Consider the following 21,613-nt stretch of genomic DNA (forward strand, 5'->3'; position numbering starts at 1 on the left):
CTGCCCTTAGTGCCTTCGGGCTGCTCTGTGAAAAGAGTTCCTGCTACGTGAGTGTCTCGATGTGCTTTCAGTGGAGAGCTCGCGGTAAGGCTTCAATAGAATGTATCGACCATCTTCTATGAGAAGAATTTCATTTCCTTGAGTTGCAGTAACATTTTGTCTCTTTTATTTGTCTGAAACGATCGGTTATGTTCTCAGAATTCTTGAACATGGTGTTGCAAGAGGATCTTCATGCCCCTTACCTTTCACTGCCATCGACTTCGAGACCGCGAACGAGCAGCGGGCCTCGGCCTGTGCTGTCGGCGTGGCACAGGTGACGAACGGGGTCGTCACCTATCGGGCCTCGACCAGGATCCGCCCGCTGACGGGCGACACCTTCTCGATGCGGAACACGTTGATCCACGGGCTGACGTGGGAGGACTGCGCAGGAGCCCCGGAGTGGCCGGCCGTGTCGGAATGGCTCGGGCAGGTCGTTCGCGATGCTCCGATCGTCGCTCACAACGCCTCCTTCGAGAAGGGGGTCCTCACCGCTTCGAATGCTCTCGCCGGGATGGACCGCCCGACACCGGACCTGCTGTGCTCTGTGGCGCTCTCGAAAGCCCACCTCGTGCTCGACTCCTATCGGCTCCCCGCGGTCGCCCGGCATCTGGGAGTCCGGCTCGACGACCATCACGATGCCGAGGCGGATGCCGTCGCCAGTGCCGAGGTCGTGCTGGCCATCGCCCGGAGGACGATGCGCGACGACATCGCTCATCTCTGGGAGGAGACGCGAACGGCGAAGAGAGCCGTACCGGCCGCGCGTCAGTACGGCCGCCTGGCGGATCTTCCTCAGGCCAGTTCGAGCGCTGACCCGGACAGTCCTCTGCTCGGAGAGGTCGTCGTCTTCTCCGGCGAGATCGAAGGGATCCCGCGAAAGGAGGCGCAATCGCTGGTCGCGCGCTTCGGTGCGACCGTGGGGTCGAACGTGACGAAGAAGACGACTCTCGTCGTGCAAGGAGTCTTCGGCCCGGGTGAGTTGAAGCCTGGCGAGACGGTGAGCGCGAAGATCCTGAAGGCGCGCGAGCTGGCGTCGAAGGGTCAGCGCGTCGAGGTCATCGACCAGACGGCGTTCCTCGATCTCCTGCGCTCGGTGGGCGCGGTGCTCTGACCTGGAGCAGCGCGGCGAACCGTCCGCGATCAGTGCGCGTGCCGGTACACCTGTGCTCGCTCACGTGCGCGAGTACGCAGAAGTCGGCGTACTCGGGCGGCGAGTACGACGACTTCTGCGGAGTGGGCGGAGTGGCGGCCGGTCAGTCGTCCGGGCGGGACTTCTTCAGGCGGGACTTCGCGGCGCGCTCGGTGAGGACGGAGAGGTAGTCCTGGACCGGGCGGTCGGCGAGGGAGTCGAGCTCCTTCTGGACGGCCGACTCCACCTCAGCGGCGGGGCGGTCGGGGAAGCGGGTGCGCAGGCGCGCGGACACTTCGGAGACGATCTGGTCGAGGTTCACTTCAGCGGTCACGGGCGGATCTTCCTCCCCGTTGGTTAACGGATGGTGTTCCGTCGGCGTCGACCACGTCCGCGCTAGCACGTCCGCCGCCCGGAAGCCCGTAGTGGCCGGTCTCCGCACGACGTGGTTCGCTGTTCTCGTGCCTGACCTCCCGATGTTCCCGCTCGGCTCCGTGCTGCTGCCGCACATGCCGCTCCCGCTCCGGCTGTTCGAGCCGCGGTATCTGCGGATGCTCGGCGACGTGCTCGAGGACGACACGCTCTCGTTCGGCGTCGTGCTCATCGAGCGCGGGCAGGAGGTCGGCGGCGGCGACCAGCGCTTCCCGATCGGCACGGTCGCGCGCATCCTCAACATCGACGGCGCCGAGTCGTTCGTCACCATCGACAGCGTCGGCGAGAACCGCTTCGAGGTCGTCCGCTGGTACGACGACGACCCGTATCCGAAGGCCGAGGTGCGTCCCGTCGCGCCGCTGGAGTGGGCGCCGGAGCACGAGGAGCTGCTGCGCTCCGCCGAATCGGCGGTGCGGACGGCGCTGGCGGTCGCGAGCGAGTTCGTCGAGCAGCGCTACGGCGCCGTCGTCGAGCTGGCCGAGGACCCGGCCGCGCACGCCTGGCAGCTCGCGGGAGTCGCTCCGGTGACCGAGCTCGACCGGCTCGCATTCCTGCGCAGCACCTCGATGATGGAGCTGCTCGAGGCCGTGCGCGAGCGCTCGTCCGAGGCGACCGAGTCGTTCCGGGCCGGCTGGGCCTGATCGTCGCCTCGCGCTGATCTACTTCAGCCGCTGATCCGGTGACTCGCGCCGACCGCGAGAGCCCGCCTCATTCCTCGAGCGCGACTCCGCGCTCGGCCGCGAGCTTCGCCAGGTCGTCGACGACGACGAGTGCCATCCGCACCGAGCGGTCTCGCTGATACTCCTCGTCGTCCGCGTCGATCAGCGGCGCGCGGTCGAGGGTCTCCTCGATCGACTGCGACAGCTCGCGCCAGGCGTCCTGCCGGGCGTCGTCGACGAGCGAGGCCAGGTACTGCTCGTCCCGCGCGCGGTGGCGCAGGGAGTCGGCGACCGCGAGCGAGAGCCGCTCGCGGTGGTCGAGGTTGTCGATGTCGGCGGAGCGGTAGTCGTGCACGTGGTCGGAGCGGCCGCCGACCAGGGTCGCGTCCGCGGCAATGGCGCGCAGGCGCTCGGCCGCCGCCTCCGACTCGTCGGCGAGCTTCTCCAGCTCGGCGGCGGCGATGACGGAGTAGTGCCGGACGTCGAAGGGGACGCCCTCGGCCAGGCCGTCCATCAGCACGCGGTTCTTCACGGCCATCCGGCTCGCGTACTGGGCGAGCAGCAGGCCCTCCTCCGCCGCCTCCTCGACCGAGACGGGCTCGCGCGACGGGTTCTCGTCCGGGTCGTACGGCTCCATCTTGAACCTGCGTCGACGGCGGAACCACACGCGCGTCACCTGCACCCTCGGTTCGAGCGCCCCGCCCGCCGGAGCACCTCTTCGAGAGTACCGGTCGGGCGGGCGCGATGGTCGGCCGGTCAGGCGTCCCGCCAGTCGTCCTGCAGCAGGTGCGAGCCGGCCTGCGGCCCCATCTGCAGCATGCCGCCGTCGACGGCGTAGGACGCTCCCGTGATGTAGGCGCCCGCGGGCGAGGCGAGGAGGGCGATCACGGCCGCGATCTCGCGCGCGTCGCCGGGACGGCCGAGCGGGATGCCCGGGCGGTCGATGCCGTGCGGATCCACGTCCTCCGCGTCGTTCATCGGGGTCGCGATCTCGCCCGGTGCCACCGCATTGGCGGTGATGCCGTAGCGGCCGAGCTCGAGGGCGGCGACCTTCAGCAGCCCGCCGAGTCCGTGCTTGGCCGCGACGTAGGCGCTCGCGCCGACGCGGGGCTGGTGCTCGTGCACGCTGGTGACGCCGATGAGGCGGCCGCCGGTGCCCTGCTCGACCATGATGCGGGCGGCGCGCTGGAGGCCGACGAACGCTCCGTCGAGGTTCAGCGCGACGACCTCGCGCCAGCTCGCCAGGCTCTGCTCGAGGAAGGTCTCGCCGCCGCCCCCGCCCGCGTTGTTGACGAAGACGTCGAGTCCGCCGAGGCGGCGAGCCAGGTCCTCGATCACGTCGCCGACCCGGTCGAGCTCGGTCGCGTCGAGGCGGGCGACCTCGGCGCGGCGGCCGTGCGAGCGCACCTCGTCCGCGGTCTCCAGGGCGCCCTGCTCGTCGCTGTGCCAGGTGATGCCGACGTCCATGCCGGCCTCGGCGAGGGCGACGGCGGCGGCCCGGCCGATGCCGGAGTCCGAGGCCGTGACGACGGCGCGGGTGGGGCGGAAGTCGCGGGGTCCCTGGGTCATGACGTCTCCTGTTCCGAGGTGGCGGCGCGCCTCCTCGATCCCGATCCCAGCACCGGCGTCGCCCGGCCGGCAGACGCTTGACACGCCGACCGCCGCGGTCGCGGGCGTGGCGGATGTCCGGGCGGGGGCCCGGATCGAGTTGACTGTCCTGATGGACTCCCGACGCATCTCCGTCGTCGTCCCCGTCAAGGACGACGCCCGGCACCTCGAGCGGCTGCTCGCCCTCCTGGCCGAGCAGACCCTCGCCCCCTTCGAGATCGTCGTCGTCGACGACGGCAGCACCGACGACAGCGCGGACGTCGCCCGTGCAGCGGGCGCGCGGGTGATCGTGCACGGCGGGACCGGCATACCCGCCAGCACGGCGCACGGCTTCGACGAGGCGGAGGGCGACGTGCTCGCCCGGCTGGACGCCGACTCTCAGCCCGACCGGCACTGGCTCGCGCGGATTGCCGCGCACTTCGCCGACCCGGGCGTCGGAGGGGTGACCGGCCCCGGCCGGTTCGTCGAGCTCGGCCCGGTCGCGCGAAACCTCGCCCGGATCGTCTACATGGACGCGTACTTCGTGCTGATGGGCTCCGCGCTGGCCAACTGGCCGCTCTTCGGCTCGAACTGCGCCGTCCGCCGCTCGGCCTGGCAGGAGATCGCGGGGGAGATGCACCGCGACGATCCCTACGTGCACGACGACGTCGAGATCAGCGTGCACCTGGGCCTGCGCCACCGGATCGTCTACGACCGCCACCTGGAGGTCGGCATCTCGGCGCGACCGTTCGGCGCCGCGGCCGACATGGTGCGGCGCCTCGACCGCGCCCTGCACACGCTGCGCCGGCACCCCGGGCTCGGCGACCCGGTGCAGCGCTGGATCCACCGCACCCGGCGCGGGCACGTGGAGCGGCTGAGGGCCCTCTCCGCCGCCCGCCGCGCTCCGCGCTAGGACTCCGCGGGGGTCGCGGCCGGAGCCTCGGCCGGTCGCGGGTCGTCCTTCGGCATCGCGCGGACCGCGAAGAGCATGCCGACGGCGAGCACCGTCAGCGCGATGCAGACGAAGCGGGTGCCGGCCGCGAGGCCCTCGGGCGTCGGATCGCCGCCACCGGCCTGGGCGTTGACGATCGCGCCGAACACCGCGACGGCGATCGCGCTGCCGATGTTGCGGGCGAAGAAGTTCGTCGAGGACACGACGCCGCGCTCGTTCCACTCGACGCTCGCCTGCGCGCGGATGAGGGTCGGCGTCGCGACCAGGCCCATCCCGGCGCCGATCAGCACGCAGAAGCCCGCGATCTCCCAGAGGCTCGACGAGGCGCCGAGGAGGATCGTCAGCCCGGTGCCGATGGTGACCAGCGCCGCGCCGAGGAAGGCCGTGCGGCGGAAGCCGATCCGCAGGTAGAGCCTGCCGGAGAGGCTCGCCGCGACCGGCCAGCCGATCGTCATCGCGGCGACCGCGAAGCCGGCGCCGAGGGCGGAGCTGCCGAGGACGCCCTGCGCGAAGGTCGGGAAGTAGGAGGTGACGCCGAGCGTGATCGCGCCGACCGTTACCGAGACGAGACTCGTCGAGAGCAGCACCCGCCGCGTGAGCACCCAGAGCGGCAGCACCGGGGCGACCGCTCGGCGCTCGATGGCGACGAAGCCGGCGAAGGCGAGCGCCGCGACGACGAAGACGCCGACGCCCGCGGGCGAGAGCCAGGGCCAGGCGTTGCCGCCCTCGAGCAGGCCGAGGATCAGCAGCGCGGTGCCGACGGCGAGCACCGACGCGCCCGCGAGGTCGAGCGGGGTGCGCTCGCCGCGGGTGGTCTCGCGGAAGCTGCGGATCAGGAGGAAGGCCGCGAGCAGGCAGAGCGGGATGTTGACCAGGAAGATCCAGCGCCAGGCGCCCAGGTCCGAGAGCACGCCGCCGAGAGTGGGGCCGACGACCGAGGAGATGCCCCAGACGCTGGCGAGGTAGCCCTGGGTCTTCGCCCGCTCGGCGACCGTGTAGATGTCGCCGGCGATGGTGATGCCCATCGGCTGGATCGCCCCGGCGCCGAGGCCCTGCAGGGCGCGGAAGGCGATCAGCGCGGGCATGCTCCAGGCCAGGCCGCAGAGCAGCGAGCCGACGAGGAAGAGGCCGATCCCGATCAGCATGATGGGCTTCCGCCCGATCACGTCGGAGAGCTTGCCGTAGAGGGGGACCGAGACCGCCTGGGCGAGCAGGTAGATCGAGAACAGCCAAGGGAACTGCTCGAAGCCGCCGAGGTCCGCGACGATCGAGGGCACCGCGGTGGAGAGGATGGTCGCGTCGAGGGCGACCAGCGCGGTCGAGATCATCAGCGCCAGGAGGATCGGACCGCGCTCGGAGCGCAGTCCGACGCTCGCGCGCGTAGGGGAGTCGGTCATTCCGCTCACGCTATTGCAGAGCCGGGCGATGGAACGGGGGCTCGACGCACTCGGTAGACTGGCCCTATGGAACTCGTGCTCTGGCTCGTCGTAGCCGCCATCGCCGGTGTCGGCCTCGTCTCCGGAGTCGCGGCTCTGGTCGCCATGACGAAGGCGCCCTGGTCGGACGGCAAGTAGCGGGGTCCGGGATCGCACCCGCCCGCCCTCACTCGTAGCACCGCACCACGCTCCAGCACGGATCTGTCGAGGCGACGACGTCGAGCACGAACGCTCCGCCCGTCTCGAGATCGGTCGCCTGGAAGCGCCAGCCGCCGATGCTGACCGGCACGCCGCCGAACGTCGGCGGGAAGCCGTCGAGCGGCGCCCACCAGTCGCTGGTGCGCGTCCAGACCGTCGGCCGATCGCTCACCCGATAGCTGGCGCCGCGCCATTCGAGTGCGACAGGCACTCCGTCGCCGTCGGTCGCGACCATCGCCGTCTCCTCGATCACCGCCATCGTGGGTGCTCCCGCCTGCTCCGTTCGACCCGCCGGACTCGACTGGCCGTTCGAACATGTGTTCGATAGTCTGCGAGTGTACGCCGCGGCGCCCGTGCTCGCCACGGCAGCGGATCGACCGGGCAGGAGGCGAGATGATCGAGTGGAGTCCCCTCCAGATGCTGCGCAGCAGCGGGCCCGACGAGTGGGTCATGGTGGACGCGATGCGGACCGGGCGGATCGGGCTGATCCGCAGGATCGAGACGGGACCGTACCGCGAGAGCTGGTATCGGGCCGTCACCTGGGCCGCGGAGCCGGGCAAGCGGACGCTGGTGGGCTACTCGCGGTCGATGGAGACCATCGCGGCCACGCTGTGGGCGCATCAGCCGCTGACCGCGCAGGAGAAGCCGTTCCCGGGCTACCCGGCATCGAGGCCGGCCGGGGCGCCCGCGCCGTGAGTCCGGCGGCCGAGGCCGTCGTCCGAGCTCGCGCCCCCGCGGAGGAGAATGGCCGGATGCTTATCGCGCTCACCGGTGGCCCCACGGGGGAGTGGCGGGCGGTCGTCGCGGACGGCTCGGGGGCCGAGGCGGGCGGCGGGCGCGGTCCGGTCGAGCTGGCCGCCTTCGTCCGCCAGCGGGAGGCGGAGCGTCCGCGCTGGGTCTGGGACGACACCGCCCGCTGGTACCAGGCGCTCCTGGCCGAGGGCGTACACATCGCGCGCTGCCACGATCTCCGCCTCGCCCGGGCGATCCTCCGCCGTTCGGAGCAGACGGCGCGCTCGCCGCTCGCCCGCTCGGCTCCCGACGCGTGGGACGCCGGGGCCGCCGCCCCGGTCGCCGGCGACACGCTGCTCGGCTTCGAGGAGGCGCCCGCGGAGACGGACGAGCTGGACCCGCTGGTCGAGCTCGCCCGGCAGGAGGAGGCGCTGGCTGCGGCCGCGCAGGGCGGGCGCCTGCGGCTCCTGCTCGCCGCGGAGTCGGTCGGCGCGCTGATCGCCCGCGAGATCGCCGCGGCCGGGCTGCCGTGGCGCGCCGACGTCCACGACCGCGTCCTCACCGATCTGCTCGGCCCGCGTCCGCGCTTCGGCGGTCGGCCGGCCCGCCTCGAGGCACTGGCCGACGACATCCGCCGCGAGCTGGACGCGCCCGAGTTGAACCCCGACTCACCGGCGGACCTCCTGCGTGCGCTCCGCCGCGCCGGACTCACGGTCGAGTCGACCCGCTCCTGGGAGCTGACCTCGATCGAGCATCCGGTGATCCCGCCGCTGCTGGAGTACAAGAAGCTCTCGCGCCTGCTGACCGCCAACGGCTGGGCCTGGCTCGACGCCTGGGTGCACGACGGGCGCTTCCGGCCCGAGTACGTCGTCGGCGGCGTCGTCACCGGCCGCTGGGCGACGTCGGGCGGGGGAGCGCTGCAGCTGCCGCGGCAGATCCGCGCCGCAGTGACCGCCGACGCGGGCTGGAAGCTGGTGGTCGCCGATGCGGCGCAGCTGGAGCCGCGCATCCTCGCCGCGCTGGCGGGCGACTCCGTGATGGCCGCGGCCGGGCGGGGCAAGGACCTCTACCAGGGCATCGTCGACGCGGGCGTCGTCCCGGACCGGCCGCGGGCGAAGGTGGCGATGCTCGGCGCGATGTACGGGGCGACGAGCGGTGAGGCCGGGCGGCTGCTCCCGCGGCTCACGCGCGCATACCCCCTCTCCGTCGCGCACGTCGAGGCGGCCGCCCGCGCCGGCGAGCGGGGCGAGCGGGTGTCGACCCGGCTCGGACGCAGCTCACCGCCCGGCGACGTCGACGCCGGTGGTCAGCGCGCCCGCGACTGGGGGCGCTTCACCCGCAACTTCGTCGTGCAGGGCACGGCCGCCGAGTGGGCGCTCTGCTGGATGGGGGAGCTGCGGGCCCGGCTGCGCGCGGAGGGCGCGCTCGCGCACCTCGTCTACTTCCTGCACGACGAGGTGATCGTGCACGCGCCCGCGGAGGAGGCGGAGCGGGTCGCCGCGGTCATGCGCGAGGCCGCCGTGCGCGCCGGGCGGGCGCTGTTCGGCGATCAGGACATCGACTTCCCGGTCACCGTCGCGATCGTCGACGCCTACGACGAGGCGAAGTGACGCGACTGCCCGACCGAGGCTCCAGTGCGGTGGCTCAGTACCAGTGCGGCGAGCGGTTGTTCCAGGCCGACCAGGCCGCGCACGGCGAGCCGTAGCGGTCGGAGATGTAGGCGAGACCCCAGTCGATCTGGGTCGCGGCGTTGGTCTGGTAGTCCGCGCCGTAGGTCGCCATCTTGCTCGCCGGCAGCGCCTGCGGGATGCCGTAGGCGCCCGAGGAGCGGTTCAGCGCGTTCCAGCGCCAGCCCGACTCGCCGTTCCAGAGCGGGATGAGGCAGCTGTCGGCCTGGTCCTGGCCCCAGCCGTGGACGCCCATGACGGAGCGCGCGTAGTTCTGCGCCTGCGCCGGCGACATGCCGTCGGTCCGGCCGGCGTAGCTGCCGAGCGCGGCGATGGTCTTCGCACTGCTGTCCTTGCCGGACGCGTCGTCGTCGCCGAGCTCGACCGGGCCGCCGCCTCCGCCTGTCGACGGGGCCGCGGGCGCCGCCGGTGCCGGAGCGGAGGGTGCGGACGGCGCCTTCGCGGCCTGCTGACGCCGGGCCTCCGCCTCGGCGGCGAGGCGGGAGAGGCGCTCCTGCTCCTCGAACGCGGCCTTCGCCTCCTGACCGGTGGCGAACTCCTCCTCGAGCGCGGCCGTGGTGTTCTTCAGCGAGGCGAGCTGCTCGTAGAGCCCGGCGCTGTACTGCTCCTGGTCGGCGACCTTCGCGTCGGCCTCGGACTGCGCGGCCTGCGCCGTGGCGAGCGCGTCCTGCGCGGCGCTGACGAGGGAGAGCCGCTCCGTGCGCGCCTGCTCCGCCTGCTCGGCGAGGGAGGCGGCGGCGTTCTCGGTCGACTCGGCATCGCTCTGGAGGCGGCTGGTCTGCAGGGTGAGCTGGCTCATGGTGCCGAGGCGGTAGAGCAGCTGGTCGGACTGATCGCCGCCGACCAGGAGGTTGAGCGTGGCGTCGGTGCCGCCGTTGCGGTAGAGCTGAGCGGCGAGCCGGCCTGCCTGCTCCTTCGCGGCGTCCGCGTCGGCACGGGCCGCGGCGGCGCGCTCCTCGAGGGCGGTCACGCGCTGGGTGGCCTCGTCGAGCGCGCTCTGAGCGGCGTCGGCTTCGGCGGCACGGGAGATGGCGGCGTCGGTGAGGGCGGCGGCCTGATCGCGCAGGTCGGCGAGGATCGCGGTGATGCGGTCGACCTCGGCGGCGGTCGCGGTCTCGCTCGACTTCGCGGCCTCGACGTCCGACCAGGACGGGTAGTCGGCCGGGTCGTAGGCGTTGGCCGCCATCGGCGCGGCCAGGGCGGCGCAGAGGACGAGGACCGTGCCCGCTCCGGCTGCGACGAGCCGTCGGCGCGCGGAGGTGGACACGCGGAGGCCGAGAGGCGAACGGATCATAGCCCCCACCCTAGGCGACGGCGCCCGCGCCTGTCTCGTGCCGGTCGTTCTGTGCGCTCAGCGGCCCCTCGGTCGCGGCGTCGTCCCGCGCCGCCGCCTTGCGTCCGCGCCGCGGGCGCTCGAGGGCGTAGCCGCGGACGGCCGCTCCGTCGCCCGCCCCGGCGAGCTCCTCTCTGGCGGCGTCGAGGAGCCGGCGCAGCGCGTCGTCGCGCACCAGCACCGCCCGTGCGGCGAGGCGGCGCTGTGGGTGCTCGTCGAGAGCCTCCTGCTCCTCGGGGAGCGTGCTCCCGTAGGCGTCGAGGACCGCATCGAGGTCGGCGTCGGAGAGGCTCGAGGCGAGGAGGATGCGGTCGAGCACGTCGTCCCAGTCCTCCTCGGCGGAGGCGCCGTCGCCGCTCAGCCAGGCGAGCGCCTCGGCCCGGCCCTCGTCGGTGAGCGCGTGCAGGGGGAGGCCGTCCTCCGTCGATCCCGCCGCGGTGACGAGGCCGCGCTCGCGGAGCCGGTCGAGCGTGGAGTAGATCTGCCCGACGTTGACCCGGCGGCGGTGGGCCGCCCGATCGAGCAGCTCGGCGTGCAGCTGCAGCCCGTACGCGGGGCCGAGGGTGAGGAGAGCGAGCAGACCGTCGCGGACCGACACGGGGCTCCTCTCGAGCGGGTCGCGGGCCCGGATCCGGGCGACGCCGCGGTTCGGGCGGACTTTCCCGAGTATAGGCAGGGGATCTGCGCGACCCGGCGGCGGGAGCGGCGAGGCGCCTTGTCGTGGCGCGGAGGGTCCTGCATAATCTCGACTGGTGGCTCGTCCACCGCACAAGAAGGCACTGCACGTCGCTCGTGGTCCAGGTCGTTGGGGAAGACGCACCAGGACGGACGGAGGACAGCGTGGTGACGCAACAGACTCGGGGTGTGCTCTTCGTGCACTCCGCCCCCCGCGCGCTCTGCCCCCATCTGGAATGGGGAGCGGGTCGCGCTCTCGGTCGTGCCGTGAACTTCGACTGGATCGAGCAGCCGGTGCAGCGCGGCGCCCAGCGCACCGAGTACGCCTGGGAGGGACCGGTCGGCACCGGCGCGGCGATCGCCTCCGCGCTCCGCGGCTGGGCCGACGTCCGCTACGAGGTGACCGAGGACCCCTCTCCTGGCGTCGACGGCGGCCGCTGGATGCACACGCCCGAGCTGGGCGTCTTCTACGCGCAGACGGACAGCGCCGGCAACACCGTCGTCCCCGAGGACCGCATCCGCTCCGCCATGGAGACCGCCGGAGCCGACCCCATCGAGCTGCACCGCGAGCTGCGCCTCGCCCTCGGCCAGGCCTGGGAGGACGAGCTCGAGCCGTTCCGCGCCGCCAGCGACTTCGCGCGGGTCATCTGGATGCACAGCGTCGGCTGAGCGGGCGGTGCCCACTTCTGCGCCGCTCCTTGCGCGGCGCAGCGCGGTCGGCTCGGGGAGGTGGTCGCGTTCTGCAGAGCGGGGTGCGGGCGGCGACGGCGATTCGCTGGCACGCGAATCGCCGGATGCGCCTCGGGGCGCCCGGCGATACGGTGCGCGCGACACTCTGAAGGGTGGGCGCATCTTCGGCTCGTGAGACGCGCTTCGGCTCGTCGGAACGTCGGGATCCGGCTGCTGGTCCGCCGTGCTGGGGACGGTGGGTCTCGATACGCCCCTGCGGGGCTACTCGACCAGCAAGCTCGTCATGGTGATCGAGTAGCCCGCGCAGCGGGCGTATCGAGATCCACCACCGCCTGAACGCGGGCCGGCGTCGGTGGGTCTCGATACGCCCCTGCGGGGCTACTCGACCAGCATGGCCGGGCGCTGGCGGAGGTTCCGGACGGAGCGAGCCGCAGGCGATGCGGTCACTTCACCCGGAGTGCTGCAGCGAGTGCCCGGCCGAGCGAGCCGCAGGCGATGCGGTTTTGTTGCCAGAACTGTGGGCGAGGGCTCGCGGTGAACGACCACCCTAGCGGCACGAGGCGCATCCGGCGATCCGCGTTCCAGCGGATCGCCGTCGCCGCACCGCACCGGCCCTGCGGAACGCGACCATGCAGGGAGCGGACGCGCCTGCGCCGCGCGATGCGCGGCGCAGCCCGCGTTCCGCTCGGAGTGACGGGGCTACGCCCCGTTACACCGACCGGAACGCGGCAACAGCATTGTGCCCCCCGAACCCGAACGAGTTGGAGAGGGCGACGAGGGGCCCTGCTCCGAGGTCGCGCGGGCTGGTGACGACGTCGAGCGGGATCTGCGGGTCCTGCTCGAAGAGGTTGATGGTGGGCGGGGCGGTGCGCTCGTGCAGGGCGAGGACGGTGAAGATCGCCTCGAGGGCGCCGGTGCCGCCGAGGAGGTGGCCGGTGGCGGCCTTGGTGGCGGAGACGGCGATGTTCGGGAGGTGGTCGCCGAAGACGCGGGCGAGGGCGCGGTACTCGGCGATGTCGCCGACGGGGGTGCTGGTCGCGTGGGCGTTGACGTGGGTGACGTCGGTGCGGGCGGCGCCGGCCTGCTCGAGAGCCTCGATCATGGCGCGGGCGGCGGCGGAGCCCTCGGGGTCGGGGGCGGTGATGTGGTACGAGTCGCTGGTGACGGCGCCGCCGGCGAGCTCGGCGTAGATGCGGGCGCCGCGGGCCAGGGCGTGCTCCTCGGTCTCGAGGACGAGGGTGGCGGCGCCCTCGCCGAGGACGAAGCCGTCGCGGGAGACGTCGTAGGGGCGGGAGGCGGTGGCCGGGTCGTCGTTGCGGCGCGAGAGGGCCTGCATCGAGGCGAAGGCGGCGAGGGGGAGCGGGTGGACGACCGACTCGGTGCCGCCGGCGATGACGACGTCGGCGAGGCCGCGCTGGAGGTGCTCGTAGGCGTTGGCGATCGCCTCGGTGCTGGACGCGCAGGCCGACACGTCGGTGCGGGCGTAGGCGCGGGAGGGGATCGACATGCTGATCGCGGCCGCGGCGGCGTTGGGCATGAGCATGGGGATGGTCATCGGGAGGACGCGGCGGGGGCCGCGCTCGCGGAGGGTGTCCCACGCGTCGATGAGCGTCCAGAGTCCGCCGATGCCGGTGGAGTAGTCGACGCCGACGCGCAGCGGGTCGACGTCGGTGATGCCGGAGTCGGCCCACGCCTCGCGGGCGGAGATCAGGGCGAACTGGCTGGAGGGGTCGAGGCGCTTGGCCTCGGGCCGGGGGAGGACCTCCTCCGGGCGCACCTTCGCCTGCGCGGCGAAGGTGACGGGGAGCTCGAGCTCGGTCACCCAGTCGGCGTGGATCGTGCTGACGCCGGACTCACCCGCGAGAAGGGCGTTCCAGGACTCGCGAGCGGTGCCGCCGAGGGGCGTGCTGGCTCCGATGCCGGTGACGACGATTTTCTTGGGACTCATGACGACGATCTCTGTTCCGTGACGGGTGGGTTCCGGGCGCACCCCGGCCGGGCTCAGGGCCCTGGCCGGGGTGTCCGCCGCGAGGACGGGAAGCGCGGGGCGCTGGTTACGCGGAGGCCTTGACGATGAAGGTGACCGCGTCGCCGACCGTCTTGAGGTTCTTGACCTCGTCGTCCGGGATCTTCACGTCGAACTTCTCCTCGGCGTTGACGACGATGGTCATCATCGAGATGGAGTCGATGTCGAGGTCGTCGGTGAACGACTTCTCCATCTCGACGGAATCGGTCGCGATGCCCGTCTCGTCGTTGACCAGTTCGGCCAGGCCGGCGAGGACTTCTTCGTTGGACAGTGCCATGGTTCTCTCCTTGAGGGGTGTTCGATCAGGGTGTTTCGACTCGGTGTACGTCGAGATCGAGGTGTTCGTCGTGTGACCGTAGGTCAGTTTAGGGGTGGGCCTGCGCCCCCTAAGGGAGCACCACGACCTGCGCGCCGAAGACGAGTCCGGCGCCGAAGCCGATCTGCAGGGCGAGTCCGCCGCTGAGCTCGGGGTGCTCCTCGAGCAGGCGGTGGGTCGCGAGCGGGATGGAGGCGGCCGAGGTGTTGCCGGTCGTCTCGATGTCGCGGCCGATGGTCACGGTCTCGGGCAGCTTCAGCTGCTTCGCGAGCTCGTCGATGATGCGCATGTTCGCCTGGTGCGGGATGAATGCGGCGAGGTCCTCGGGCGCGACGCCCGCCTCGGCCAGCGCCTGCTTGGCGACCTTGGCCATCTCCCAGACCGCCCAGCGGAAGACGGAGGGGCCGTCCTGGCGCAGCGTCGGCCACTCGGCGACGCCGTCGCGGTAGGCGGCGAGCGGGTTGTCCATCCCGACGGTGTCCCACTTCGAGCCGTCGGAGCCCCAGACGGTCTTCGAGATGCCGACGGTGTCGCTCGGGCCGACGATCGCGGCGCCGGCGCCGTCGCCGAGGAGGAAGGAGATGCTGCGGTCGGTCGACTTCACGATGTCGGAGAGCTTCTCGGCCCCGACGACGAGGACGTACTCGGCGAGGCCGGAGCGGACGAACGAGTCGGCCTGGGCGATGCCGTAGGTGTACCCGGCGCAGGCGGCGGAGATGTCGTAGGCGGGGGCCGGGTTCGCGCCGATCCGATCGGCGAGGAGCGCCGCCAGCGACGGGGTCTGCACGGTGTTGCTGATCGTGGAGACCAGCACGAGGCCGATCTGGTCGGCGCGGATCCCGGCCTTCTCGATCGCCTCGAGCGAGGCGGTCGTCGCGAGGTCGACGGCCTGGATCTCGGAGGAGGCGCGGCGGCGCTCGACGATGCCGGTGCGCTGGCGGATCCACTCGTCGGAGGAGTTGATCGGGCCGACGAGGTCGTCGTTCGGGACGACGAGGTCGCCACGGGCTGCGCCGATGCCGAGGATGCGGGTGTACTGGCTGCCGCTGGACTGGGTGAGGGAAGGGGTCGTCATGGGTCTCTCCTGCTAGGCGGCGTGCTCGTCGATGAAGGCGCGGGCGGCGTCGAGGTCGTCGGGGGTCTTGATCGCGAGGGTCGGGAGGCCCTTGAGGCCGCGCTTGGCGAGGCCGACGAGGGCTCCGGCGGGGGCCAGCTCGATGAGCCCGGTCACGCCGGCCTCGGCGAAGGCCGCCATGCAGAGGTCCCAGCGGACGGGCGAGGCGACCTGGCCGACGAGCAGCTCCAGGAAGCGGGAGCCGCTGTCGACGACGGAGCCGTCGCTGTTCGTCCAGAGGCGCAGCGTCGGGTCGGCCGGGGTGATCGAGGCGGCGACGCCGGCGAGGGAGTCGCGGGCCGGCGCCATGTAGCGGGTGTGGAAGGCGCCGGCGACCTGCAGCGGGACGACGCGGGTGCCGCGGAGGGGCTCGTCCTTCAGCGCTTGCAGGGCGTCGACCGCGCCGGCGACGACGATCTGGCCGCCGCCGTTGTAGTTGGCCGGCTCGAGGCCGAGCTCGTCGAGGCGGGCGAGGAGCGCCTCCTCGTCGCCGCCGAGAACGGCGCTCATCGCGGTGGGCGTCGCGGCGGCCGCGGCGGCCATGGCGCGGGCGCGCTCGCGGACGAAGACGAGGGCGTCGGGCTCGGAGAGGACACCGGCTCCGGCCGCTGCGGTGATCTCGCCGACCGAGTGGCCGGCAATGCCTGCGATGCGCTCGCGGCGGCCGCCCTCGAGCAGCGCGGCCAGGCTGACCAGCCCGGCGGAGACGATCAGCGGCTGGGCGACAGCGGTGTCGCGGATCGTGTCCGCGTCCGAGACGGTGCCGTGGGCGGCCAGGTCGATGCCGACCGCCTCCGAGTGCGCGGCGACCTGCTCGGCGACCGAGGGGACGGCGAGCCAGGGCTCGAGGAATCCGGGGGTCTGGGAGCCCTGACCCGGGGCGACGACGACGATCACGCTTTCAGTCTTCCGATCCGCGCCGGTTCGTGCGGCGCTCTGAGGTACTGACAAACCACAAAGAGCTTGTGGCGGTTCTACAACGGGGTGCGAGGAGGGAGCGGCTCACTTGCGGGTCGGACGGCGGCGGACCGCTCCGTCCGGGTCGCTCATCGAGCCGAGGATGAGGGCCGACTGGAGGATGAGCGCCTCGCGGGCGCCCGTCGCGTCCCAGCCGATCACCTCCGCCACCCGCTTCAGGCGGTAGCGGACGGTGTTGGGGTGCACGAAGAGCTCGCGGGCCGTCGCCTCCAGCGAGCGGCCGTTGTCGAGGTACGCCCACAGCGTGGTGAGCAGCTCGGTCGAGTGCTTCTGCAGCGGCTTGTAGATCTGGGTGATCAGGCTGTGCCGGGCGAGGGGATCGCCGGCGAGGGCGCGCTCGGGGAGGAGGTCGTCGGCGTTCACCGGCCGTGGGGCGTTGCGCCAGGAGCGCGCGACCGCGAAGCCGGCCAGGGCGGCGCGGGCGCTGCGCGAGGCCTCGACGAGCGTCGGCACCTCGTGGCCGAGGACCAGGTGACCGGAGCCGAAGCCCGGCTCGAGCGCGTTCGCGATCTCGAGGAAGGCGACCGGCGGGCCGGTCTCCTCCGTCGCGTTCTCGCTCGGCTCGGCGCGGCCGATCACCAGCACGAGCCGGCTGCCCTGCACGCCGATCAGCACGTCGGCGCTCATGTGCCGGGCGGTGCGGCGGAGCTGGTCGACGTCGAGCATCTTCGGCGCGGTGCCCACGAGCACCGCGACCTCGCCGTGGCCGTGCCAGCCGAGGGCCGCGATGCGGCTCGGCAGCTCGTCGTCGGCCTCGCCCGTGAGGATCGAGTCGACGACGAGCGCCTCGAGCCGGGCGTCCCAGAGGCCGCGCGCCTCGGCCGCACGGGCGTAGACGTCGGCCGCGGCGAAGGCGATCTCGCGCGAGTAGAGCAGGATCGCCTCGCGCAGGTCCTCGCCGCGGTTGGTGATCCGCTCCTCGACGACCTCGACGGTGACCTTGATCAGCTGGAGGGTCTGGGTCAGCGAGACGGAGCGGAGCAGCTCCCGGGGAGCCGCTCCGAAGACGTCGGCGGCGATCCACGGCGTCGCCGAGGGGTCGTCGAACCAGGAGATGAACGAGGTGATGCCGGCCTGCGCGACCATGCCCACCGCGGAGCGGCGGCCCGGGGGCATGCTGCCGTACCAGGGCAGCGTGTCCTCGAGCTTCTTGATGGTCTGCGTGGACAGCTCGCCCGAGAGGGTGCGCAGCCACGCGAGGGTCTGCTCCTTCGTGCGCGGAGCGCCCGGCCGGGTGGCCGGACGCTCCGCGGAAGGGGCAGTGCCCCGCGTCGACTGCGCGTCGTCGGAGGAGAGCACCGAGCCGTCCGTCAGCTCTCGCCGCCCGCGTTGCCGGTGGTGCCGGCGTTCACGTCGTGGAGGCTGTACTTCTGGATCGCCTGGGCGGAGAGCGAGGGGTCGACCTCGCCGCGCTTGGCGAGCAGCTGCAGCGTGCGCACCACGACCGACGGTCCGTCGATCTTGAAGTGGCGACGTGCGGCGGCGCGGGTGTCCGAGAAGCCGAAGTCGTCCGCTCCGAGCGTCGCGAAGTCGCCCGGGATGAACTGGCGCAGCTGGTCCGGGACCTGGTGCGAGAAGTCCGAGACGGCGACGAAGGGGCCCTTCGCGTCGGCGAGCTTCTGCGTGACGTAGGGGACCTGCGCCTCGTCCTCGGGGTAGAGGAAGTTGTGGTGCTCGGCGTTGATGCCGTCGCGCCGCAGCTCGTTCCACGAGGTGACCGACCAGACGTCGGCCGACACTCCCCAGTCCTCGGCGAGGAGCTTCTGCGCCTCGATCGCCCACGGCACGGCGACGCCGGACGCGAGCAGCTGGGCCTTCGGGCCGTCCCACTGACCCCAGGAGACCCGGTGGATGCCGCGGACGATGCCGTCCACGTCCACGTCCTCGGGCTCCTTCGGGTGCACGATCGGCTCGTTGTAGACCGTCACGTAGTACATGACGTTCGGCTCCGGGTGCTTGCCGCCGTACATCCGCTCGAGACCGGACTGCACGATGTGCGCGATCTCGTAGCTGTACGCCGGGTCGTAGCTGACGACGGCCGGGTTGGTGGCGGCGAGGATCGGCGAGTGGCCGTCCGCGTGCTGGAGGCCCTCACCGGTCAGCGTCGTGCGACCGGCGGTCGCCGCGATCATGAAGCCGCGGGCCATCATGTCGCCCGCCGCCCAGATCGCGTCGGCCGTGCGCTGGAAGCCGAACATCGAGTAGAAGACGTAGACCGGGATGAGCGGCTCGCCCTGCGTCGAGTAGGACGTGCCGACCGCGGTGAACGCCGCGAGGGCGCCCGCCTCGTTGATGCCGACATGCAGGATCTGACCCTGCGGGCTCTCCTTGTAGGCCAGGAGCAGCTCGCGGTCGACCGACGTGTAGTGCTGACCGCGCGGGTTGTAGATCTTCGCGTTCGGGAAGAACGCGTCCATGCCGAAGGTGCGGGCCTCGTCGGGGATGATCGGGACGACGCGGTTGCCGAAGTCCTTCGAGCGCAGGATGTCCTTCAGGATGCGGACGAACGCCATGGTGGTGGCGATCTCCTGCGTGCCGGAGCCCTTCTTGCCGATCTTGTAGGCCGAGTCGTCCGGCAGCGAGAGCTGCGTGTACTTCGACCGGCGCTCGGGCAGGTAGCCGCCGAGCGCGCGGCGGCGCTCCTGCATGTACTCGATCGCCTCGTCGCCCTGACCGGGGTGGTAGTACGGCGGGAGGTAGGGGTTCTCCTCGAGCTGGGCGTCCGTGATCGGGATCCGCATGGTGTCGCGGAAGCCCTTCAGGTTGTCGAGCGTCATCTTCTTCATCTGGTGGGTCGCGTTGCGGCCCTCGAAGCTGCGGCCGAGACCGTAGCCCTTGATGGTGTGCGCGAGGATGACGGTCGGCTGGCCCTTGTGCTCCGTCGCGGCCTTCATCGCGGCGTAGATCTTGCGGTAGTCGTGACCACCGCGGCGCAGGCCCCAGATCTGCTCGTCGCTGTAGTCCTCGACGAGCTTCTTCGCGCGCTCGTCGCGGCCGAAGAAGTTCTCGCGGACGTAGGCGCCGTCCTCGGTCTTGAAGGTCTGGAAGTCGCCGTCGGGCGTCTTGTTCATCAGGTCGAGCAGCGCGCCCTCGGTGTCGCGGGCGAGCAGGTCGTCCCACTCGCGGCCCCAGATGAGCTTGATGACGTTCCAGCCGGCGCCGCGGAAGAACGACTCCAGCTCCTGGACGATCTTGCCGTTGCCGCGGACCGGGCCGTCGAGGCGCTGCAGGTTGCAGTTGATGATGAAGTTGAGGTTGTCGAGGCCGTCGTTCGCGGCGACCTGGAGCTGACCGCGCGACTCGACCTCGTCCATCTCGCCGTCGCCGAGGAACGCCCAGACCTGCTGGTCGGAGGCGTCCTTGATGCCGCGGTTGGTGAGGTACTTGTTCGCCTGCGCCTGGTAGATCGCGTTGATCGGGCCGAGGCCCATCGACACGGTCGGGAACTGCCAGAACTCCGGCATGAGGCGCGGGTGCGGGTAGCTGGAGAGCCCGCCGCCCTGGTGCGACTTCTCCTGGCGGAACCCGTCGAGCTGGTGCTCGCTCAGGCGTCCCTCGAGGAAGGCGCGCGCGTAGGGGCCGGGGGAGGCGTGGCCCTGGATGAAGATCTGGTCGCCGCCGCCCGGGTGGTCCTGGCCGCGGAAGAAGTGGTTGAAGCCGACCTCGTAGAGCGAGGCGCTCGACGCGTAGGTCGAGATGTGCCCGCCGACGCCGATGCCGGGGCGCTGCGCGCGGTGCACGAGGATGGCCGCGTTCCAGCGGATCCAGGCGCGGTAGCGGCGCTCGACGTCCTCGTCGCCGGGGAAGTCGGGCTCGTTCTCGGCCGCGATGGTGTTGATGTAGTCCGTCGTCGGCACCATCGGAACGCCGAGGTGCAGCTCCTTGGAGCGCTTGAGGAGGCTGAGCATGACGTCGCGTCCGCGACCGGCACCCCGCTCCTCGACGAGCGCGTCCAGCGACTCGTTCCACTCCGACGTTTCCTCGGGATCCGAGTCGACGTGTCCGACGGAATACGGGTCCTGATCGTTAACAGTCACCCTCGACCTCTCTCTGGGGGCAGATCGTGCCCGAGACATCACTCTCATGAAGCGGTGCGGATCCGCGCGCAGGACCCTCGGATGACGAGGAGCGCGCGGGCACCCGTGCAAGCCTAGCGATTCCGGTCATGTGTGGCGATCCACGACGGAACCGCACAGGGCACTGTGGGATTTCTCCATCCGGACCGCGTCCAGCGGCCGATCGTCGCGGTCCCTTGGCCGATCGGCGGAGCGGGTCTAGCATTGCCCCTCGTGCTCGCGCGACATTCGTGCGCATGGAAGGACATCGTCCGATGGCTCTCGAGAAGCTCACGCTGGCTCCCGACTTCGAACTCGCGAACCAGTACGGCGAGCGCATCCAGCTCGGCGACTTCCACGGGCGGCGCAACGTCGCCCTCGTCTTCTTCCCCCTCGCCTTCTCCGGCACCTGCACCGGCGAGTTCTGCGCACTGCGCGAGAACCTCTCGCTGTTCGAGCACGCGGAGGTCGAGCTGATCGGCATCTCCGTCGACTCCAAGCACACCCTGCGCGCCTGGGGCGAGAAGCAGGGCTACGACTTCACGCTGCTCTCCGACTTCTGGCCGCACGGCGACGTCGCCAAGCAGTACGGCGTCTTCCTCGAGGGCAAGGGCTACGCGACGCGCGCGACCTTCCTCATCGACAAGGAGGGCGTCATCCGCGACACCTTCATCACGGCTCCCGGCGAGGCCCGCTCGATGGACGACTACCGCGCCGCGATCGACGCGCTCACTCCGGCCCACGCCTGACACCCTCCGCGAGATGCCACTTGTGACCGCCTTTCACGGCGTGTCGCGCTCATAAGTGGCATCTCGCGGGAGGGGTGCAGGGGTGCACACGCCAGGGCGTCAGTTGAGGATGTTCACCGCTCGGGAGATGACCAGGGCCAGCAGGACGAAGCCGGTGAAGCCCTCGAGGGCCATCAGGAGCTTCACCCGGCTGGACAGCGGCATCGTGTCGGTGGGGCTGAACGCCATGGTGTTCGTCGTCGAGACGTAGAGGTAGTCGACGAAGCCGGGGCGCCAGTCGGCCTTCTCGGAGGAGCCGACCGCGACCTCGCTGACGGTGTCGCGGTAGGTGTCCTGCGGGAAGGCGAAGTCGGCGGGCGGCAGCTGCGCGCGCTCGAGCGTGCCGCGCGAGACGGGGCCGCCGCGGTCGAGCTCCCAGTAGATCAGCGCGTAGGCGACGACGTTGGTGACCCAGACCTGCAGCGCGGTGAGCAGCAGGAGCGGGCCGTCGGCGGATCCGTCGACGAGGTCGATCACGACCCGGACGACGTTGATCTGGTTCGCCGCGGCGAGCACGACCGCGAGGGCGATCGACACTCCGCGGGACCAGCGGGTCTCGGTGTCCAGGCGCCGCGGGTTGACCACGAACAGCGGGATCAGCAGCGCGAGTGTCAGGACCGCCGCGGCGATCCGGACGACCGAGGTGCCGGGATCGTGCCCGACGAGGTTGAGCGCCACGGCCACGAGGATCGCGGCGGACGCCGGCCAGCGGCTCTCGGCCCGGCGCCTCGCGCGGGTGTCGTCCGTGTCCGCCATGCGCCGAGAGTAGCGCTGCGAGCCGTGTCGTAG

21 protein-coding genes are annotated in these 21,613 nt (G+C 71.7%); 7 read left to right on the forward strand and 14 right to left on the reverse strand.

The window, feature by feature from the left end:
- Positions 1 to 169 precede the first annotated feature (169 nt).
- On the forward strand, positions 170 to 1,147 hold the full coding sequence (locus MT350_RS05430) for an exonuclease domain-containing protein (RefSeq protein WP_279396244.1): 978 nt from the start codon (positions 170 to 172) through the stop codon (positions 1,145 to 1,147).
- A gap of 142 nt (positions 1,148 to 1,289) precedes the next feature.
- On the opposite strand, the gene MT350_RS05435 is transcribed toward MT350_RS05430, so the two are convergent.
- Positions 1,290 to 1,499: a three-helix bundle dimerization domain-containing protein gene (locus MT350_RS05435; RefSeq protein ID WP_243615510.1), complete on the reverse strand. Its 210-nt coding sequence runs from the start codon at positions 1,497 to 1,499 to the stop codon at positions 1,290 to 1,292.
- Between the two features lie 127 nt (positions 1,500 to 1,626).
- Here MT350_RS05435 and MT350_RS05440 point away from each other — a divergent pair, with 127 nt between their 5' ends.
- Complete coding sequence (locus MT350_RS05440) at positions 1,627 to 2,238, forward strand: LON peptidase substrate-binding domain-containing protein (protein WP_243615511.1); 612 nt, start codon at positions 1,627 to 1,629, stop codon at positions 2,236 to 2,238.
- 67 nt (positions 2,239 to 2,305) lie between these two features.
- On the opposite strand, the gene MT350_RS05445 is transcribed toward MT350_RS05440, so the two are convergent.
- Together MT350_RS05445 and MT350_RS05450 are read right to left on the reverse strand one after the other, a co-directional pair.
- Complete coding sequence (locus MT350_RS05445; RefSeq protein WP_123445650.1) at positions 2,306 to 2,893, reverse strand: hypothetical protein; 588 nt, start codon at positions 2,891 to 2,893, stop codon at positions 2,306 to 2,308.
- Between the two features lie 119 nt (positions 2,894 to 3,012).
- A complete protein-coding gene (locus MT350_RS05450) occupies positions 3,013 to 3,825 on the reverse strand; it encodes an SDR family oxidoreductase (RefSeq protein ID WP_243615512.1) in 813 nt (270 codons plus the stop codon).
- Positions 3,826 to 3,976: 151 nt separating this feature from the next.
- Here MT350_RS05450 and MT350_RS05455 point away from each other — a divergent pair, with 151 nt between their 5' ends.
- Complete coding sequence (locus MT350_RS05455; protein ID WP_243615513.1) at positions 3,977 to 4,756, forward strand: glycosyltransferase family 2 protein; 780 nt, start codon at positions 3,977 to 3,979, stop codon at positions 4,754 to 4,756.
- Here MT350_RS05455 and MT350_RS05460 read toward each other — a convergent pair.
- On the reverse strand, positions 4,753 to 6,192 hold the full coding sequence (locus MT350_RS05460) for an MDR family MFS transporter (protein WP_243599067.1): 1,440 nt from the start codon (positions 6,190 to 6,192) through the stop codon (positions 4,753 to 4,755). The genes MT350_RS05455 and MT350_RS05460 overlap by 4 nt on opposite strands.
- Positions 6,193 to 6,397: 205 nt before the next feature.
- A complete protein-coding gene (locus MT350_RS05465) occupies positions 6,398 to 6,664 on the reverse strand; it encodes a hypothetical protein (RefSeq protein ID WP_243615514.1) in 267 nt (88 codons plus the stop codon).
- Positions 6,665 to 6,822: 158 nt separating this feature from the next.
- On the opposite strand from MT350_RS05465, the gene MT350_RS05470 reads away from it, so the two are divergent.
- A complete protein-coding gene (locus MT350_RS05470; RefSeq protein ID WP_243615515.1) occupies positions 6,823 to 7,125 on the forward strand; it encodes a hypothetical protein in 303 nt (100 codons plus the stop codon).
- A 56-nt stretch (positions 7,126 to 7,181) separates the two neighbouring features.
- Positions 7,182 to 8,771: a bifunctional 3'-5' exonuclease/DNA polymerase gene (locus MT350_RS05475; RefSeq protein ID WP_243615516.1), complete on the forward strand. Its 1,590-nt coding sequence runs from the start codon at positions 7,182 to 7,184 to the stop codon at positions 8,769 to 8,771.
- A 34-nt stretch (positions 8,772 to 8,805) separates the two neighbouring features.
- On the opposite strand, the gene MT350_RS05480 is transcribed toward MT350_RS05475, so the two are convergent.
- Both MT350_RS05480 and MT350_RS05485 read right to left on the reverse strand, forming a co-directional pair.
- Positions 8,806 to 10,143 (reverse strand): hypothetical protein, encoded by a 1,338-nt coding sequence (locus tag MT350_RS05480; RefSeq protein ID WP_243615517.1) that lies wholly within the window; start codon positions 10,141 to 10,143, stop codon positions 8,806 to 8,808.
- A gap of 10 nt (positions 10,144 to 10,153) precedes the next feature.
- A complete protein-coding gene (locus MT350_RS05485; protein WP_243615518.1) occupies positions 10,154 to 10,780 on the reverse strand; it encodes a PadR family transcriptional regulator in 627 nt (208 codons plus the stop codon).
- A 242-nt stretch (positions 10,781 to 11,022) separates the two neighbouring features.
- On the opposite strand from MT350_RS05485, the gene MT350_RS05490 reads away from it, so the two are divergent.
- Positions 11,023 to 11,526: a DUF3145 domain-containing protein gene (locus MT350_RS05490; protein ID WP_243615519.1), complete on the forward strand. Its 504-nt coding sequence runs from the start codon at positions 11,023 to 11,025 to the stop codon at positions 11,524 to 11,526.
- Positions 11,527 to 12,256: 730 nt separating this feature from the next.
- Here the strand turns inward: MT350_RS05490 and MT350_RS05495 are convergent.
- From MT350_RS05495 to aceE, 6 genes are all read right to left on the reverse strand, one after another.
- Positions 12,257 to 13,495 (reverse strand): beta-ketoacyl synthase, encoded by a 1,239-nt coding sequence (locus tag MT350_RS05495; RefSeq protein ID WP_243615520.1) that lies wholly within the window; start codon positions 13,493 to 13,495, stop codon positions 12,257 to 12,259.
- A gap of 106 nt (positions 13,496 to 13,601) precedes the next feature.
- Complete coding sequence (locus MT350_RS05500; RefSeq protein ID WP_123445660.1) at positions 13,602 to 13,850, reverse strand: acyl carrier protein; 249 nt, start codon at positions 13,848 to 13,850, stop codon at positions 13,602 to 13,604.
- Positions 13,851 to 13,959: 109 nt separating this feature from the next.
- Positions 13,960 to 14,964, reverse strand: a complete 1,005-nt coding sequence (locus tag MT350_RS05505; RefSeq protein WP_243599070.1) for a beta-ketoacyl-ACP synthase III — start codon at positions 14,962 to 14,964, stop codon at positions 13,960 to 13,962.
- Positions 14,965 to 14,976: 12 nt separating this feature from the next.
- Positions 14,977 to 15,900, reverse strand: a complete 924-nt coding sequence (locus MT350_RS05510) for an ACP S-malonyltransferase (RefSeq protein WP_243615521.1) — start codon at positions 15,898 to 15,900, stop codon at positions 14,977 to 14,979.
- 105 nt (positions 15,901 to 16,005) lie between these two features.
- Entirely contained in the window at positions 16,006 to 17,172 is a 1,167-nt protein-coding gene (locus MT350_RS05515) for a CdaR family transcriptional regulator (protein ID WP_207901826.1), read from the reverse strand.
- 119 nt (positions 17,173 to 17,291) lie between these two features.
- Positions 17,292 to 20,018 (reverse strand): pyruvate dehydrogenase (acetyl-transferring), homodimeric type, encoded by a 2,727-nt coding sequence (gene aceE, locus MT350_RS05520; RefSeq protein WP_123445664.1) that lies wholly within the window; start codon positions 20,016 to 20,018, stop codon positions 17,292 to 17,294.
- A gap of 293 nt (positions 20,019 to 20,311) precedes the next feature.
- Between aceE and MT350_RS05525 the strand changes: the two genes are divergently transcribed.
- Positions 20,312 to 20,785, forward strand: a complete 474-nt coding sequence (locus MT350_RS05525; protein ID WP_123445665.1) for a peroxiredoxin — start codon at positions 20,312 to 20,314, stop codon at positions 20,783 to 20,785.
- Positions 20,786 to 20,884: 99 nt separating this feature from the next.
- Here MT350_RS05525 and MT350_RS05530 read toward each other — a convergent pair whose 3' ends face one another.
- Positions 20,885 to 21,580: a hypothetical protein gene (locus tag MT350_RS05530; RefSeq protein ID WP_243615522.1), complete on the reverse strand. Its 696-nt coding sequence runs from the start codon at positions 21,578 to 21,580 to the stop codon at positions 20,885 to 20,887.
- Positions 21,581 to 21,613 lie beyond the last annotated feature (33 nt).

It is taken from the genome of Rathayibacter sp. VKM Ac-2928 (assembly GCF_022815545.1).
Taxonomy (GTDB): domain Bacteria; phylum Actinomycetota; class Actinomycetes; order Actinomycetales; family Microbacteriaceae; genus Rathayibacter; species Rathayibacter festucae.